This is a genomic window from Myxococcus sp. AM009, assembly GCF_013372605.1.
Taxonomy (GTDB): Bacteria; Myxococcota; Myxococcia; order Myxococcales; family Myxococcaceae; genus Myxococcus; species Myxococcus vastator.
The window spans coordinates 1-14,647 of record NZ_JABXEP010000185.1; the positions used below are offsets into that span (position 1 = coordinate 1).

Here is a 14,647-nt window from a genome sequence, read left to right on the forward strand (position 1 = left end):
GCCCCCACTCCATCCATTGGACTTCTCGACGCATGCCACTCCTTCGCGGGACGCGGCGAGGAACACCGCCGGCGCACCGGTTCTGCCCGGCCCGTCCGTCAGCATGCCCGGCGGGCGGGCCGCGAGGCCAGTGAGGCGTTCAGGCCCCCAGGGTGCGCAGCGCGGGGACGCGGCCCAGGCCCAGGAAGGCGCGCGTGCGCTCATGGCGTGGATTGGCGAGCACCCGGGCGGGCGGCCCCTCTTCGATGATGTGCCCGCCGTGCAGCACCAGCACGCGCGAGGCCAGCTCGTGCGCGAAGCGCATCTCGTGCGTCACCGCCACCAGGGTGAGGCCGTCGGCGCGCAGCTGCTCCAACAAGTCAATCAGCGCCCCCACCCGCTCCGGGTCCAACGCGCTGGTGGGCTCGTCCATCAACAGCACCTCCGGCTCCATGGCCAGGGCCCGGGCGATGGCCACCCGCTGCTGCTCGCCGCCGGAGAGCTCGGAGGGATATGCGTCCTCGCGGTGGGACAGGCCGACCTTCGCCAGCAGCGCCCGACCCCGCTCGGTGGCCTCCTGACGGCCCACGCCCTTCACGTGCATGGGGGCCTCCGTCACGTTGCCCAGCGCCGTGCGGTGCGCGAACAGGTGCCACTGCTGGAAGACGAAGCCGACGCGGCGGCGGATGCGGCGCACCTTCTCGCCCTGCGCGCGGACGTCGCCCGGCGCCAGCGTGTCCGGGCCCACGCGCACCACGCCCTCGTCGAAGGACTCCAGCCCGTTGAGGCACCGCAGCAGCGTGCTCTTGCCTCCGCCGGAGGGGCCCACCAGCGCCGTCACCTCGCCCGGGGAGAAGACGGCGTCGATGCCCGCCAGCACCTGCCGTCCCTCGTAGCGCTTGCTCAGCTTCTCGACTTCAATCATCCGCGCTCCAGCCTCGCTTCCAGGTGCCTCGCCAGCCGGGACAAGGGATGGCTCATCGCCAGGTACATCAATGCGCACAACGCGCCAGGTATCAGCCAGCTCCGAACATCCACCGCGGTAATCGTCATCCGCTTCGTGAGCTCCACCACGGAGATGACGGAGACCAGGGAGCTGTCCTTGAGCAGCGCGATGAAGTCGTTCGTCACCCCTGGCAGCGCGACGCGGAAGGCCTGGGGGAGGATGACCCGCCGCAGCGCCAGCCGCAGGGGCATGCCCAGCGCCATCGCCGCCTCCAGCTGTCCTCGCGGCACGGCCAGCACGCCCGCCCGGTAGACCTCCGCCTCGTAGGCCGCGTAGTTCAGGCCCAGCCCGAGGATGGCCGCGCTGAGGGGGTCCAGCCGGAGCACTCCGGCCAGCCCGTAGTAGAGGACGTAGAGCTGAAGCAACATCGGCGTGCCGCGAAGCAGCTCCACGTAGCCGGTGGCCAGCCGCGCCGCCCAGCCAGGCCCGTACAGCCGCGTCAGCGCCAGCCCCACGCCCAGGGGAATGGCCAGCGCCATGGCGCCCACGGACACCAGCAGCGTCACGCCCGCGGCCTGGAGGAACAGCACCAGCTGTCCCCAGCCCATGCGCGCCGTCCGCGTGGGCGCCAGCACCTCGCGCGTCTGCGCGTCCGTCCAGTCGACCATGCGCTGCTGCTCGGCGTTGTCGATGCCCCAGCGCTGGAAGATGGCGCGCAGCTCGCCCGAGCGCGCGATGTTCCCCAGCGCCGCGTCCAGCGCCTCCCGCAGGTCCTCCTCCCCGGGCCGCATGGCGATGGCGTAGTAGCCCTCACCCACGTCGCCCACCACCCGGAGCCCCGGGCGCGGCTGGCCATAGCGCTGCGCGATGAGGTCGTCCATCAACACCGCGCGCACCCGCCCCTGCTCCAGGTCGATGTAGGGCTCCTCCACGCCCTCGTAGGGCACCGCCTCCACGCCGCCGCGCTGGAGCAACTCCCACGCCAGGGAGTTGGCCAGCGTCCCCACCCGCTGGCCCTCCAGCGCCTCCAGCCCGGTGACGGCCGCGTCGTCCCGCCGCGCCAGCAAGCGCAGGTTGAAGAGGTAATAGGGCCGCGTGAAGAGGATGCGCCCGGCGCGCGACGGCGTGACTTCGAGGCCGTTGAGCGCCACGTCGAACGAGCCGCGCTCCAGCGAGGGGACCAGGCTGGACCAGTCGTTCTGGACGAACCGGGCCCGAACGCCCAACTCCCGCGCCAGGGCCTCCGCCAGCTCCACCTCGAAGCCCCGCATGCCCCCGGGGGCGTCCGGGTCCTCCATGGCGTAGGGCTCTCCACCCTGCGCATCCGCGCCCCACCGCAACTCCCCCGTGCGGCGCACCCGCGCCAGCCCCGAGTCCCGCTCCGCGCCGCATGCGCTCAGCAGCGCCAGCAACATCAGCGCGGAGGGGAGGAGGAATGAAGGCCTTCTTGCCGGGGACAGTGACGGGCTCCTTCTTTCTGGCCTGCGTGAGGGCCCCCCGCCATACGTCAGGAGCCGCCCCACCGCCAGTCACGCCCGACGCGCCGTCCCACACGCGCAGGTCGCTGAACACGAGCCCCCTCCAGAGGCCAGGTAGCCACCTGGCGCGCGCCACCTGGCCGGAGACGCGCGCGGCCCACCCGCGCCCCCTTTCGCCGCACGACAATCCGCGCGTGCGCGCGTGCATTGCTGGCGATGAAATGAACCCCAGGTGCAATGGGATGAAGCAATCACACCCACCCTGTCGCAGGTGCGCACATGACCCGGCATTCATTTTCCAGAGGCCGGGATTTTCCGGAGGTGCCCGGTCTAGAGTGCGCGCCCGAGGAGCGACGTTGTCATGGATGCGTTCAAGGTTCTGGTGGTCGACGATGAGCAGCCCATCGCACGCGCGCTGCAGCGACTGTTGAAGCGAGAGGGATTCGAGGTCCAGATTGCCTTCAATGGCAACGAGGCGCTGGAGCGGCTGGAAGGGTTCAGCCCGGACATCGTCCTGACGGATTTCCGGATGCCAGGAATGACGGGCAGCGAGCTGCTCCAGCGCCTCAAACGCACCCATCCGCTGGCCCTGCGCCTCATCATCTCCGGCTACGCGGACTTCAAGTCCGTGGTGGCCTCCGTGAACGAGGGCGAAATCTGCCGCTTCATCAGCAAGCCCTGGGACGACGCGGAGCTGGTGACGTATCTCAAGGGCCTGCTGCGACACCGCGAGACGATGGCGTGCCTCTACGCGCCCTTCCAGGGAGCGCCGAACGGCGTGAACGCGGAGGTGGGCATGTCGGCCGCGTCCATGGTGCTCAAGGTGCAGGTGGCCGACCCGTCCTTCCCGTCGGACCAGGCCGTTTCGCTCATCGAGCGCTTCGCGGGGCTGCTGGCCAATGACAGCCTCAAGGTGGTGGGCGGGTTGCTCGAGCGCTACGGCGGGCGCCTGTCCTTCATGGCGGACGTCGGCGGACCCCAGCGGCTGCGGCTGGAGGTGCCGGTGCCCACCCTGGAGACCGTCAACGCCCTCCGCCCCGGCGCGAGCGACGCCTGACCTCCGCGCACCATCCTTGTCCGACAACGCACCGCGCCATCCGATTTCACCGAAGGGAATTCCCTCGGTCCGTTCTCACCGTGCGCAGGGGGCAGCCCACCGGTGGAACGACACGAGAGCAGCACAACAGAGGGCCTCGCCAGACCGGGCGATGGGCACCGCCGTCAATTCGACGCGTTCGCGCGAGCACGGCGGCCGGCATTGGTGCGAATCGCCCGGCGCCTGTGCTCGGGGGGAGCCATCGACCCGGAGGACCTGGTGCAGGAGACGCTGGAGCGCGCCTACCGTCACTTCGACAAGCTGATGGAGGAGAACGCGGGGGCGGTGAGCGTCTGGTTGAGCACCACGATGAGCAACCGCTTCCTGGACCACTGCCGGCGGCGGCGCACCGAGGTCATGGGCGCGCCCATGCTGCGCCTGGTGCAGGACCTGGACGCCGAAGGCGAAGCGGCGCCCCAGGAGCGGTGGGAGCGGGTGTCTCGCGACGAGTTCCAGCGGGCCATTGACCAGCTGCGCCCGCCGCACCTGCGGGACGCCTACCGGCTGCACGTCGCGGGGTTGCGGTACCGGGCCATTGCCCAGCAGCTCCGCTCGACGGAGGGGACGGTGGGACGGTGGCTCACGGAGGCGCGGCAGGCGCTGCGCGAGCTGTTGGGTGGCAACGACGCCTCGCACGAAGGCCTGGCTGAATCATGAGCAGCGTCTGTGACAACCTGGAGCGCTTCGTCGACGGGGAGATGCTCCCCGCGGACGCGGAGAACTTCCGCCACCACCTGGCCCGCTGCGCGGCGTGCGAGTCGCGGATGAAGGAGCTGCTCGCCCTGGAGCTGCTCGCCGACGACGCGCTGAACAGCCCGGGGCCGGAGCGGCTCGGCGCGCCGTCGCCCTGGCGGAACAAGTCCTGGCTGATGGTGGTGCCGCTCGCGCTCGCGGCGGGCCTGGCCGCGCTGGTGCTGGTGCCCCGGACGCAGCCCACGGGCGCCGCCCCCGAGCTCTGGCTGGCGGAGGCTGCCACCCGGCCCCTGGAAGTCCGCCTCACCCATCCCGGCGCGGACGGACACCGGCCCTACCAGGTGATGCGCAGCGGCACGGGCGCCCGGCCCCAGGCCCTGGCGCTACGCGAGCTGGCACGGCTGGAGGAAGCGGCGGACCACCGGGGCATCGCCTCGGCCTTCCTGCTCCGCGGGGACCTGGCCCAGGCCTCCGCGTTCCTCGACAAGCTGCCCGCGTCCGCCGACCTCGACACGGACCGCGCGGCCATGGCGCTCCAGCAGGATGAGCCGGAGAAGGCGCTCGTCCTGCTGGAGCGCGCGCTGAAGCGCAAGCCTCGCCATGCCCAAGCGCTCTGGAACCAGGCGCTGGCGCTCCAGCGGCTCGGCCTGTCACTGCGCGCCGCGGAGTCCTTCGAACAGGTGGCGAAGCTCGACGAGCGCGGCTGGCGCGACGAGGCGGCCCAGCGCGCCCAGGCGCTACGAAGCGCGGCGGAGCAGGAGCGACAGGACTGGAAGGGCATGCGCCAGGACTGCCAGCGCATGGTGGAAGGCGGTGCGCCGCTCTCCACCGCGCAGGCGGAGGCCCTTCCGGGCATGGCGCGCGTGTGCCTCTACAACGCCCTGCGCGCCGCGGCCTCGCCCGAGCGCGTGGAGTCCCTGCGTCCCCTGGCGGTGGTGCTGGACCGCAAGGAGGACGGAACGCACCTGGAAGACGCCCTGCGCCGCACCGCGCGGCGGGACTTCTCCGCGCGCGCGCCCCTGGCCAGCGAGTACGCGCGCCTCACCCGGGGCGAGGTGAAGGGCGCCGCGCTGGAGTCCTTCCTGTCGCGGCTGCGCGAGGCCCGGCAGGAGGACTTGCTGCTGGGCGCGCTCGCCTACGCGGACCCGCGCCAGTTCCCGGACGAGTACCGGGCGCTCGCGTTGGAGACGAAGGACCCGTGGTTCGCGCTGCTGGCCGAGGAGCGACAGGCTCGGGCGGAGGCCCTCTCGGAGGCCCCGCGGCGCGCGCGGGAGCGGCTCCAGGCCGCGGTGAAGACGTGCGCGGCCTCCGGGAAGCAGCCGTACCGCTGCATGTTGATGCAGCGGGAGCTGGGACTGGTGATGGCGCGGCTGCACCGCCCCGTGGACGCACGCGCCAGCTTCGTGGGCGCCCTGCGCGCCGCGCGCGACAGCCGGGAGTGGGGTTCTCAGCGGAACCTGCTCCAGGACCTGGGACAGGTGGCCCGGACGCAGGGCGACCTGGTGCTGGCCCGGGCGTACGTGGAGGAGCTGCTGCTCCAGACGCCCGAAGGCTGCGCGGGCTCCGAGGTGGCGCTCACCAGCCTGGCGCTCGCGCACCACCGGGCGCTGGACGTCGCGGGGGCCCGGGAGCTGCTGGACCGGGCCATCCAGTGCAGCCAGAAGCCCTCCATGGCGCGGCTGGCCCTGCTGGCCGACCTGGCCCGCACGCCCTTCCGCAAGCCGGAGGACGCGCGGCTGCTGGAGCAGGGGCTGGGGGCGCTGCGCGACTCGGGCACGCAGGACAAGGGGGACCTCGCGCTGCTGCGCCACATCGAGGGACGCTTCTACCTGGAGCAGGACGCGCGCCGGGGACAGGCGCTGCTGCGGCAGGCGCTGGCCGACGCCTCCCAGCTGCCGGCGGTGAACGTGAGCGCGCGCAAGGCCCGCGTCTACAGCTACACGTCCCTCATTTTCGCCGCGGGCCGGACGGGCGAGCTGGCGCAGGGGCTGGCGCTCTTCGCCGAGGAGCACGCCATGCCCGCGCCGGAGCGCTGCGTGCTGGGCGTCACGGTGGACGACGAGCGGACCTTCGTCGTGGCACGGGACGCGGAGGGACGCCTCCTGGGCCATCACGACACGGACCGCACGGCGCCGCTGGTGGGCGTCGATGGACTGGTGCCCGACGCGGTGGTGAAGGCCCTGCGCGCCTGCCCCAGCGTGGACGTCCTCGCGCGTCCGCCGGTGCAGGGCCGCGCGGGGCTGCTGCCGTCCGACATCGCCTGGTCCTACCGGGTGGGCGGCCCGCGCGGCACGCCGCAGCCCCCAGCGAAGGCCCAGCGGCTCATCGTGACGGACGTGCTGTCGCCCGCGTCGCTGCACCTGCCCGCGCTCCGCGCGTGGAACCCCGCCAGCGACCCGGACGAAGGGCTCACGCTGCTCCGCGGCGCGGAGGCCACGCCGCCGCGCGTCCTCGCCGCCATGCGGGACGCCACCGAGGTGCAGGTCCACGCGCACGGCATCATCGACCCGTCGGTGGCGGATGCCTCGGTCCTCGTGCTGTCACCGGAGGCCGCGGGCGGACGCTTCGCGCTCACCACCGGAGACTTGAAGGGACAGCGGCTGCGGGGCCGGCCGGTGGTGCTGCTCGCGGCCTGCTACGCGGGCCACACCAGCGCGTACCTGCATGAGAACTTCGGACTGCCGCTGGCCTTCATCGAATCCGGAGCGCGGGCCGTCCTCGCCGCCACGCAGGAGATTCCCGACGACGAGGCGCACGCCTTCTTCGAGCCCGTCCTGGCGCGGATTCGCGAAGGCGTCCCCGCGGCCGTGGCCCTGCGCGACGAACGTCAGGCCTGGTCGCGGCGCCACGCCAGCGCCTGGGTCCAGCAGGTGCTCCTCTTCGAGTAACCCCCTCCCCTCCATCGAGCGAGTTCATCCCATGAAGAAATACCTCCTCCCCCTCTCGTGTCTGCTGCTGGCCTCCGCCTGCCAGCACACCGGCAACACGCCGGACTGGAACCCCGCGAAGGACATCCCCGCGGGCACCTATGTCCGCATCACCCTGCAAGACGTCCGAGTTCCCCAACGGCGCTCCACCTACCTGGTGGACCCACGCACGGACACCGTGGTGGAGCGACGGGATGGCAAGCGCGCCTACGCGGCGGAGGCCCCCCAGGCGCTCGAAAGCGAGGCCGCCGTCACCGCCACGCAGACCGCCCCCGCGCCCACCAGCAGCGTCACCGTCGCCATGTCCGTCAATTGCCGAATCACCAAGGTTGCGAAGGACGGCTGCGTGGACCTGGCCATCGACCCCAAGCATGAGACGTCCGGGGACCCGAACCCCATCAAGGAGGAGTCGCGGCGCATCGCCCTCACGGAGCGCTACGTGAAGCAGATGGCTGTGAGCGTCTTGCAGACGGCGCGCCGCACCGGCGTCCGGGTGCAGGTGCCCGCGGGCAAGGCAGCGGCGCAATAACGGTCCGCGAGGGCCTACCGCGCGTCCGCCCCCGAGGCGCCCTCGGGAGGCGGCGCGACCGGCGCGAGCCCCCCCAGCGTCTCCACGTAGGTGGCGGCCACGCGGAGGAAGCGCGCGCCCTTCACCCCGGTGAGGTACTGCCGCTTCATCGCGCGCGTCGCCCCCACGTAGAACATGGCGCGGCGGATGCGTTCGTTCTCCCGGGCCGAGCGCTCGCGGGCACCGGCCATCCACTGCTCCGCGGTGTCCAGCGCGTCCAGGCCCGCGAAGAAGACAATGGGGCATTCGTGCCCCTTGCAGGAGAACACAGTGGTGGCGCGCACGTGGTCCACCCCGCTGACGCGGAAGTCCGTCACGTTGCGCCCGCCCTTGCCGCCATAGGCCTCCGCGGGCACGCCCGCGCGCTTGAGCGCCTGCGTGTACTGGGACGGCATGACGGGGGCCACCACGAGGATGTCGCTGGGGTGGACGCCCTCCTCGCGGATGAGGCGGGCAATCTCACGAGCCACCTGCCGCGCCTCGCTTGCGCTGGAGGCGAAGCCGCGCACCTGGGGTAGCACGCCGCCACGCTCGGTGGACTGCACGCGGAAGAGGCCCTCCAGCGTCTCCTCCGGAAGCCAGACGAGCCCCTCGCGCGCCAGCTCACCCACCTTCATGTATTCGCGCATGCCTGGCTCGGCGGCGTTGTGCTGGCGCAGCGGGTCCAGCACCACGTTGAAGGCCACGTCGAGGATGTCGCGGGTGGCGCGGAATGTCTCCTTGAGGACGCGGGTGCGGCCACGGAACGACAGCCCTTCGGGGAGCTGCTCCTTGAGCGCGTCGATGGGCACCTGGCCATAGACGTTCTGCGAGTCATCCATGAAGAGCTGGAAGCAGCGCACCTCGCGCCCGTCCGGCAGCGTGTCCGGTCGCACCAGCGCGTGGAGCATGGCCAGCGCCTTGGCGTCCATGTCCTGCGCCTCATCCACGAAGACGCCGTCGAAGGAGGCAGGGGCATGACGGCGCAGCGCGCCCACATGCCGCACCGTCACCCGCGCGCGCAGCTCGCGCACCCGCAGGCGGCCCGCGCGCTGAGCCAGCGCCTCCACCAACAACGTGTCCACCAGCGGGGCCAGCGCCCGGTTGAAGAAGGACACCAGCACCTGCGCCTCGGAGTGCTCCAGCAGGTAGCGCGCCACCCAGTGCGCCAGCACGTACGTCTTGCCGCTGCCGGCCACGCCGCGCACCAGGTGGTGCCCGTCATCGAAGCGGCGCTCGAAGAGGGACACCTGTTCATGCGTGAAGAGGGGCCGGCCGGGCCGCGCGCCCGAGATTTCCGCGCCCAGGTCCACCGGCACCGGCGGGGGTGGTGGCGGCGGAGCGCGCTGCGGCACTGGCAGCGGCTCCAGGCGCAGCGGCTCACCGGGGTGCACGCGCAGGCGCGGCAGCAGCGACAGGAAGCGCTGGGGAATGGTGGCGGCGCGGGCCTCGTCGCGGGAGGCCAGCACCAGCAGGTAGTCCTTCGCGCGGCTGGCGGCCACGTTGAGCATGGGCACCAGCGTGTGGGGCGGAAAGGGCCTGCCCCCGGCGACGGTGTCCACCAGCACCACGTCGTACTGGGTGCCCTGCTGGCGGTGGATGGTGGACGCGCTGAAGACGTCCCCGCGCAGGCCCGCGGCGTTGCCCAGCCGGCGCAGCAGCGCGGCCTGCGCGCGGTAGGGCGTGACACACAAGACGCTGAGGCCCGAGCGCACCGCCTCGCGCGCCAGGGACACGGCGAGGTTGGCGGACAGCTCGCGCTGGTAGCCGGAGCCCGTCTCCCCGCGTCCGTGCGTGAGGCGCTTTGAATCTCGCGTGAGCCCGTCCAGCACCACCCAGCCCGCGCGCACCGAAGGGAACGAGGCCACCGGCGCGGGCCGCTCCGCGCGCTGCTTGACGACGTCGCCATCCTCCAGCGCGCCGCCGTAGCAGAAGTGGCTCACCACCTTCGCGATGTCCGGGTGCATGCGGTGCTGGGTGCGCAGCAGCAACACGTCCGCGCGCGCCGCGTCCTTCACCGCGTCTTCCAGGTGCGACAGCCCGCTGCCGCGAAGCCACTTCTGCGTGCCCTTGCCCGCGCCCTCCGCGGCGCGGCTCACCGGGCCAATCTGCTTCGGGTCACCCGCCAGCGTCACCCGCTCCGCCAACGGCCCCATCAACGCGGTGGCCGCGCGCGTCACCATGCCGGCCTCGTCCACCACCAGCCGCGCGAAGTGCTGCTTCCCCTCCAGCTCCGACACCAGCCGCAGCGCGCGGTGCACGGTGAGCACCACCAGCGGGCAGTCCCCCTTCTCCACTTCCTTGAGCGTGGGGTCCTTCACCTTGCCGCGCAGCCCGCGCAGCTCCGCCTGGAGCCTGGCCAGCTCATGGGCGGGGCCGCCGCGCACCCGCTGGAGGATGAGCTCCCGCTCCCGCTCCTCGATGCTGGCGCGCAGCTTGCCGCCCTTGGTGTCCTCCAGCATGACGGTGGGCAGCTTCACCAGCGCCTCGCTCGCGCCGGTGCCCCCCCGGAAGATGCTGCGCGCCAGGGGCCGCAGCGGAATGGGCTCGCGCTCCAGCAGCGCGCTGACGCGGAGGACCAGCTCGTCCGCGGCGCGGTTGGTGGGCGCCACCGCGAGGATGCGCTCGCCAGGGAAGGCGCGCAGCGCCCGCGCGATGAGGTCCGCCACGGCCGTCGTCTTGCCCGTCCCGGGAGGACCCCAGATGCAGCCCCAGGGCTGGCGCCACAGCCGGTCGGCCGGAATCAGGGCCTCGTCCCGAGGCGTCAGGGCGACGGGAGGCGCCTCCCCGCAGGCGCGGCTCAGGGACTCGGTGAGGGCATCCTGCCGCTCTTCGTATGCGGAGGCCGCCGCGCACAGGGCCTCGGCGAAGTCGTAGGGCCGGTAGCACCAGCGGTCCGCGGACAGCGCGCGGCGGTCCACGTCATCCCCGTGGCTGGGCGCGGCGAACACCCGCCCCGACTCGAAGTCCAGGTGCACGACGTCTCCACCGAAGACACACTCCTCCCCCAGGAAGCCGAGCACCGAGCCTCCCGACCAGTCCGGGTCCGCCGCCGGACGCGGGATGAGCGACAGCACCCCTGGCCCCTGGAGGCTGACCTCGCGCACGTCCTGCAGCAGCTGCGCGCGGTACTGGCTGCGCTCGGACAGCAGCGCCTCCCGCAGGTCCTCCGGGAGATACGCGGGCGGAGCCCAGAGCTCGCGGCGCTTCCCGCTGGCCACCGCGGCGCGCATCGCCTCGCGCTCGGTGGGGCTGACGTCCTCTGGCGCGGAGACATCGCGGGATGGAACGTCCTCCCCGCCTTCCCGTCCTCGCGCCATCCGCGACACGAGCAGCAACGGGTTCGGCGCCCGGGCCACGTCCGCCTTCTCCTCGGTGGGCGCGGGGGCCTGGGGTGGCTCCACGGGCACGGCGTTCTCGGAGCGCCGCAGCGCCACGTCCTCCTCACGAGGCGGCACGGGCCCCTGGAACGTGTTGCGCCAGCGAGGCACTGAACCCGCCCGCCGGGGCGGAGCGGCTTCGGGCGGCGGCGCATCGTCGTATTCGACATGCAGCTCACGCGTGGACGCAGGCGCCTGCGGGTCCCCCTCCCCGGACTCCGCCGCCTCGCCCGCACGCCCCGCCTCCGGCCCCGCATGGCACCGGTGGCTCAGGGCCGGTGCCATGCGGGGCCGTTACCTCCGGCAGGGCTGGAGAAGACGCTGCGGCTGCCATGACGAACACTCGCGAAGCCTACACTTCATGACCTGCCCACCCGAACAGGTCGCCACATGTAAGAGGCCGGCCAAGGTAGGGGAGGCTTGGATCGCCGTCAATGCGCCACACCCAGGGTGCATGCGCGGTGGGTAGGAAGGCAGGCCGCCTGGGTGTACACCCTCTCCAGCCGGGCTTGCTTCCGCATCCTCCCGATGTTCTGGGTGGAAGCCCCCCGCCCCCCCACCGACATGGCCTATTCGACGCGCTACGCCCATCCCTTCCTGCCCACCACCCGCGCCGACATGCAGGCGCGCGGCTGGGAGCAGTGCGACATCATCATCGTGACGGGGGACGCGTACGTGGACCACCCGGCCTTCGGGCCGGTGCTCATCGCGCGCTTCCTGGAGGGGCGCGGCTTCAAGGTGGGGCTCATCCCCCAGCCAGACTGGCACTCAGCCGAGCCCTTCAAGGCGCTGGGGCCCCCGCGCATGTTCTTCGGCGTGGCCGCGGGCAACCTGGACTCGATGCTCAACCGGCTGACGGCCCAGAAGAAGAACCGCTCGGAGGACCAGTACAGCCCCGGCGGGCAGACGAACTGCCGGCCGGACCGGGCCACCATCGTCTACGCGCAGCGCTGCCGTGAGGCCTACCCCGACGTCCCCATCATCCTGGGTGGCATCGAGGCCAGCCTCCGCCGCATCGCCCACTTCGACTACTGGAGCGAGAAGGTGCGCCGCTCCATCCTCTTCGACGCCAAGGCGGACCTGCTCGTCTTCGGCATGGGCGAGCGCCCCATCATGGAGGTCGCGGACCGCATGCGCCAGGGTGAGCGCATCCAGGACATCCGCGACGTGCGCGGCACCGCGTACACCATCAACGACGAGGAGATGCGCGCCCTGGAGGCGGACCCGGCCAGGCGCGCCGTGGACCGCAAGACGGTGGTGCTGCCGTCCTATGAGCAGGTCATCGAGGACAAGCGCGCCTTCGCGGTGATGAGCCGCGACTTCCAGATGGAGACCAACCCCGGCAACGCGCGTGCGCTGGCGCAGCGCCACGGCAACCGCGCCATCTACATGAACCCGCCCGCGCTCCCGCTGGAGGACGGCGTGGGCACCACGGGCGCCGAAGGCAAGTCCGTGGCCATGGACGAGCTGTACGACTTGCCCTTCAACCGCGTGCCGCACCCGATGTACCAGGAGCGCATCCCCGCCTACGAGACGGTGAAGCACTCCATCGTCCTCATGCGCGGGTGCTTCGGCGGCTGCACCTTCTGCTCCATCACCGAGCACGAGGGCCGCGTCATCCAGAGCCGCTCCGCGGAGAGCGTGCTGCGCGAGGTCCGCGCCCTGCGCCGCATGGGCGACTTCCGGGGCACCATCACCGACCTGGGGGGCCCCACCGCCAACATGTACAAGCTCAAGTGCAAGAGCGAGGACATCGAGAAGCGGTGCCGCAAGCTGTCCTGCGTCCACCCGGGCGTGTGTGAGAACCTCCAGACGGACCACGGGCCGCTCATCAGCCTGATGCAGGACGTGCGCAAGGAGGACGGCGTCAAGCACGTCTTCATCGCCAGCGGCGTGCGGTACGACCTGGCGGAGCGCTCGCCGGAGTACGTGAAGGAATTGGCCGCGCACCACGTGGGTGGGCAGCTCTCCGTGGCGCCGGAGCACGTCTCCCCGCGCGTGCTGGAGAAGATGAAGAAGCCCGGCATCGAGAGCTTCGAGCGCTTCCAGCAGATGTTCGCCTGCGCCAGCGAAGAGGCCGGCAAGGAGCAGTACGACATCCCTTACTTCATCAGCGGACACCCCGGCTCCACGCTGGAGGACATGGTGGAGCTGGCGCTGTGGCTGAAGCAGAACGGGAAGCGGCCCCGGCAGGTGCAGGACTTCATCCCCACCCCCATGGCCATGGCCACCGCCATGTACTTCACGGGCCTGGACCCGCTGAAGATGGAGCCCGTCTACACGGCCCAGGGCCTGCGCGAGAAGCGGCTCCAGAAGGCGCTGCTGCTCTACTGGAACCCGGAGCAGTGGCCGCTGGCCCGCGAGGCGCTGACGCTGGCCGGCCGCGAGGACCTCATCGGCCGCGGGCCCCACGCGCTCGTCCCGCCGGAGTCGCCCGGGGAGGCCGCGCGCCGGCAGCGCGCCGAGCGCGACGCCGACGCAGGGGCCTCCGCGCCGCGCCGCGAGTCCGCGCCCCGCCCCGGCCCGCATGGCACCGCGCGGCGCCGTCCCGGTGGGCCTCGCGCCCGCTGAGCGCTCTGGGACACGGGAGCCCGAACGCGCGGTTTGAATAAACCGCCGCCCTTTTCGTCGGGCTCCCACCATGCTCAGCCTCCTCTCCGCGTTGTGGCTCGCCACGGCTCCCGTGACGGCCCCGGAACAGCCCGTGGTCCGCCCCCCGCCTCCGCAATGCGTGTTCTCTCAGGGACGCTCCGTGTGCGGATACCAGTGCAAGCGCACCGCGACGCAGGCGGCCTGCGCCCGGACGCCCTATGGCATCTGTGAAATCCTGGTGGGGGGCGTCCATTGTTGGGACCCGCCCCTGGTCGCCATCCAGCACCCGCCCACCGCGAGCGCGAAGCCGGAGTGCAAGGAGAGCCGGGGCCAGGTGGCCTGCGGCTACAACTGCCGCCAGTTCAACGGCGAGGTGGCCTGCCACCGGACGCCGTATGGCGTGTGCTCCACGAACTTCAACACGCTGACCTGTTGGGATCCACCGGACGCCGTCATCCACCAGTACGGCGCCCAGACGCCCGCGCCCCGCTGCCTCAACGCCTCCGAGGACCTGGCCTGCGGCTATGACTGCAAGGCCACGCGCACCGAGGTCCAGTGCGCCAACACGCCGGACGGCGTGTGCCGGCTCGACAACCAGCGCTTCAGCTGCTTCGACCCGCCGTCGCTGCTGCACTGCGACCACAGCGCGCCGCCGCCCCCCCGGCACTGAGGACACACGTCCAGCGCGTGTGGCTCGGCACGCGAGTCCTGCCCACGAAGAGAGGCCACGGCCCCCCTTTGCGGCGCTACACGGCTTCCGGATAGGGTGCGCCGCCTTTCGCAACATCGCGACACATCCAGGAGCACGAAGACGATGGCCAGGACGACCCAGGAGCAGACCCAGGAGCGCCACGCGTTTCTGCTCGACCTCTTCCGCCAGCAGCCGGACATCAGCAGCAAGGAAGCGCTGGAGTCCTTCAAGGAGAAGTTTGGCGGCACCATCAACATGAAGACGTTCAACCAGCTCCGCGAGCAGGCCGAGGACGAAGTCGCGTCGGCAGCCCCCGCC

At 71.9% G+C, this 14,647-nt stretch carries 9 protein-coding genes and 1 pseudogene; 7 read left to right on the forward strand and 3 right to left on the reverse strand.

Annotation, left to right across the window (positions count from 1 at the left end):
* Window positions 1-139: 139 nt before the first annotated feature.
* On the reverse strand, window positions 140-904 hold the full coding sequence (locus HV824_RS31125; RefSeq protein WP_176420515.1) for an amino acid ABC transporter ATP-binding protein: 765 nt from the start codon (window positions 902-904) through the stop codon (window positions 140-142).
* A complete protein-coding gene (locus tag HV824_RS31130) occupies window positions 901-2,340 on the reverse strand; it encodes an ABC transporter substrate-binding protein/permease (RefSeq protein WP_176420514.1) in 1,440 nt (479 codons plus the stop codon). The genes HV824_RS31125 and HV824_RS31130 overlap by 4 nt, the downstream gene beginning before the upstream one ends.
* A gap of 424 nt (window positions 2,341-2,764) precedes the next feature.
* Between HV824_RS31130 and HV824_RS31135 the strand changes: the two genes are divergently transcribed.
* From HV824_RS31135 to HV824_RS31150, 4 genes are all read left to right on the forward strand, one after another.
* The gene (locus HV824_RS31135; protein ID WP_176420513.1) at window positions 2,765-3,460 is read left to right on the forward strand and encodes a response regulator; all 696 of its coding nucleotides are present in this window, start codon (window positions 2,765-2,767) and stop codon (window positions 3,458-3,460) included.
* A 102-nt stretch (window positions 3,461-3,562) separates the two neighbouring features.
* Window positions 3,563-4,156 (forward strand): RNA polymerase sigma factor, encoded by a 594-nt coding sequence (locus tag HV824_RS31140; RefSeq protein WP_176420512.1) that lies wholly within the window; start codon window positions 3,563-3,565, stop codon window positions 4,154-4,156.
* On the forward strand, window positions 4,153-7,080 hold the full coding sequence (locus HV824_RS31145) for a CHAT domain-containing protein (protein ID WP_176420511.1): 2,928 nt from the start codon (window positions 4,153-4,155) through the stop codon (window positions 7,078-7,080). Before HV824_RS31140 ends, HV824_RS31145 begins: the two co-directional genes overlap by 4 nt.
* A 31-nt stretch (window positions 7,081-7,111) precedes the next feature.
* A complete protein-coding gene (locus tag HV824_RS31150; RefSeq protein ID WP_176420510.1) occupies window positions 7,112-7,648 on the forward strand; it encodes a hypothetical protein in 537 nt (178 codons plus the stop codon).
* A gap of 14 nt (window positions 7,649-7,662) precedes the next feature.
* On the opposite strand, the gene HV824_RS31155 is transcribed toward HV824_RS31150, so the two are convergent.
* A complete protein-coding gene (locus HV824_RS31155; RefSeq protein ID WP_176424874.1) occupies window positions 7,663-11,331 on the reverse strand; it encodes an AAA family ATPase in 3,669 nt (1,222 codons plus the stop codon).
* A gap of 279 nt (window positions 11,332-11,610) precedes the next feature.
* Here HV824_RS31155 and HV824_RS31160 point away from each other — a divergent pair, with 279 nt between their 5' ends.
* The 3 genes and pseudogenes from HV824_RS31160 to HV824_RS31170 form a co-directional block, all read left to right on the forward strand.
* Window positions 11,611-13,617, forward strand: a complete 2,007-nt coding sequence (locus HV824_RS31160; RefSeq protein WP_176424876.1) for a YgiQ family radical SAM protein — start codon at window positions 11,611-11,613, stop codon at window positions 13,615-13,617.
* A 181-nt stretch (window positions 13,618-13,798) separates the two neighbouring features.
* Window positions 13,799-14,308 (forward strand): hypothetical protein, encoded by a 510-nt coding sequence (locus HV824_RS31165; protein WP_368738127.1) that lies wholly within the window; start codon window positions 13,799-13,801, stop codon window positions 14,306-14,308.
* 144 nt (window positions 14,309-14,452) lie between these two features.
* Window positions 14,453-14,647 (forward strand): annotated as a pseudogene (locus HV824_RS31170) (hypothetical protein); the annotation flags it as partial.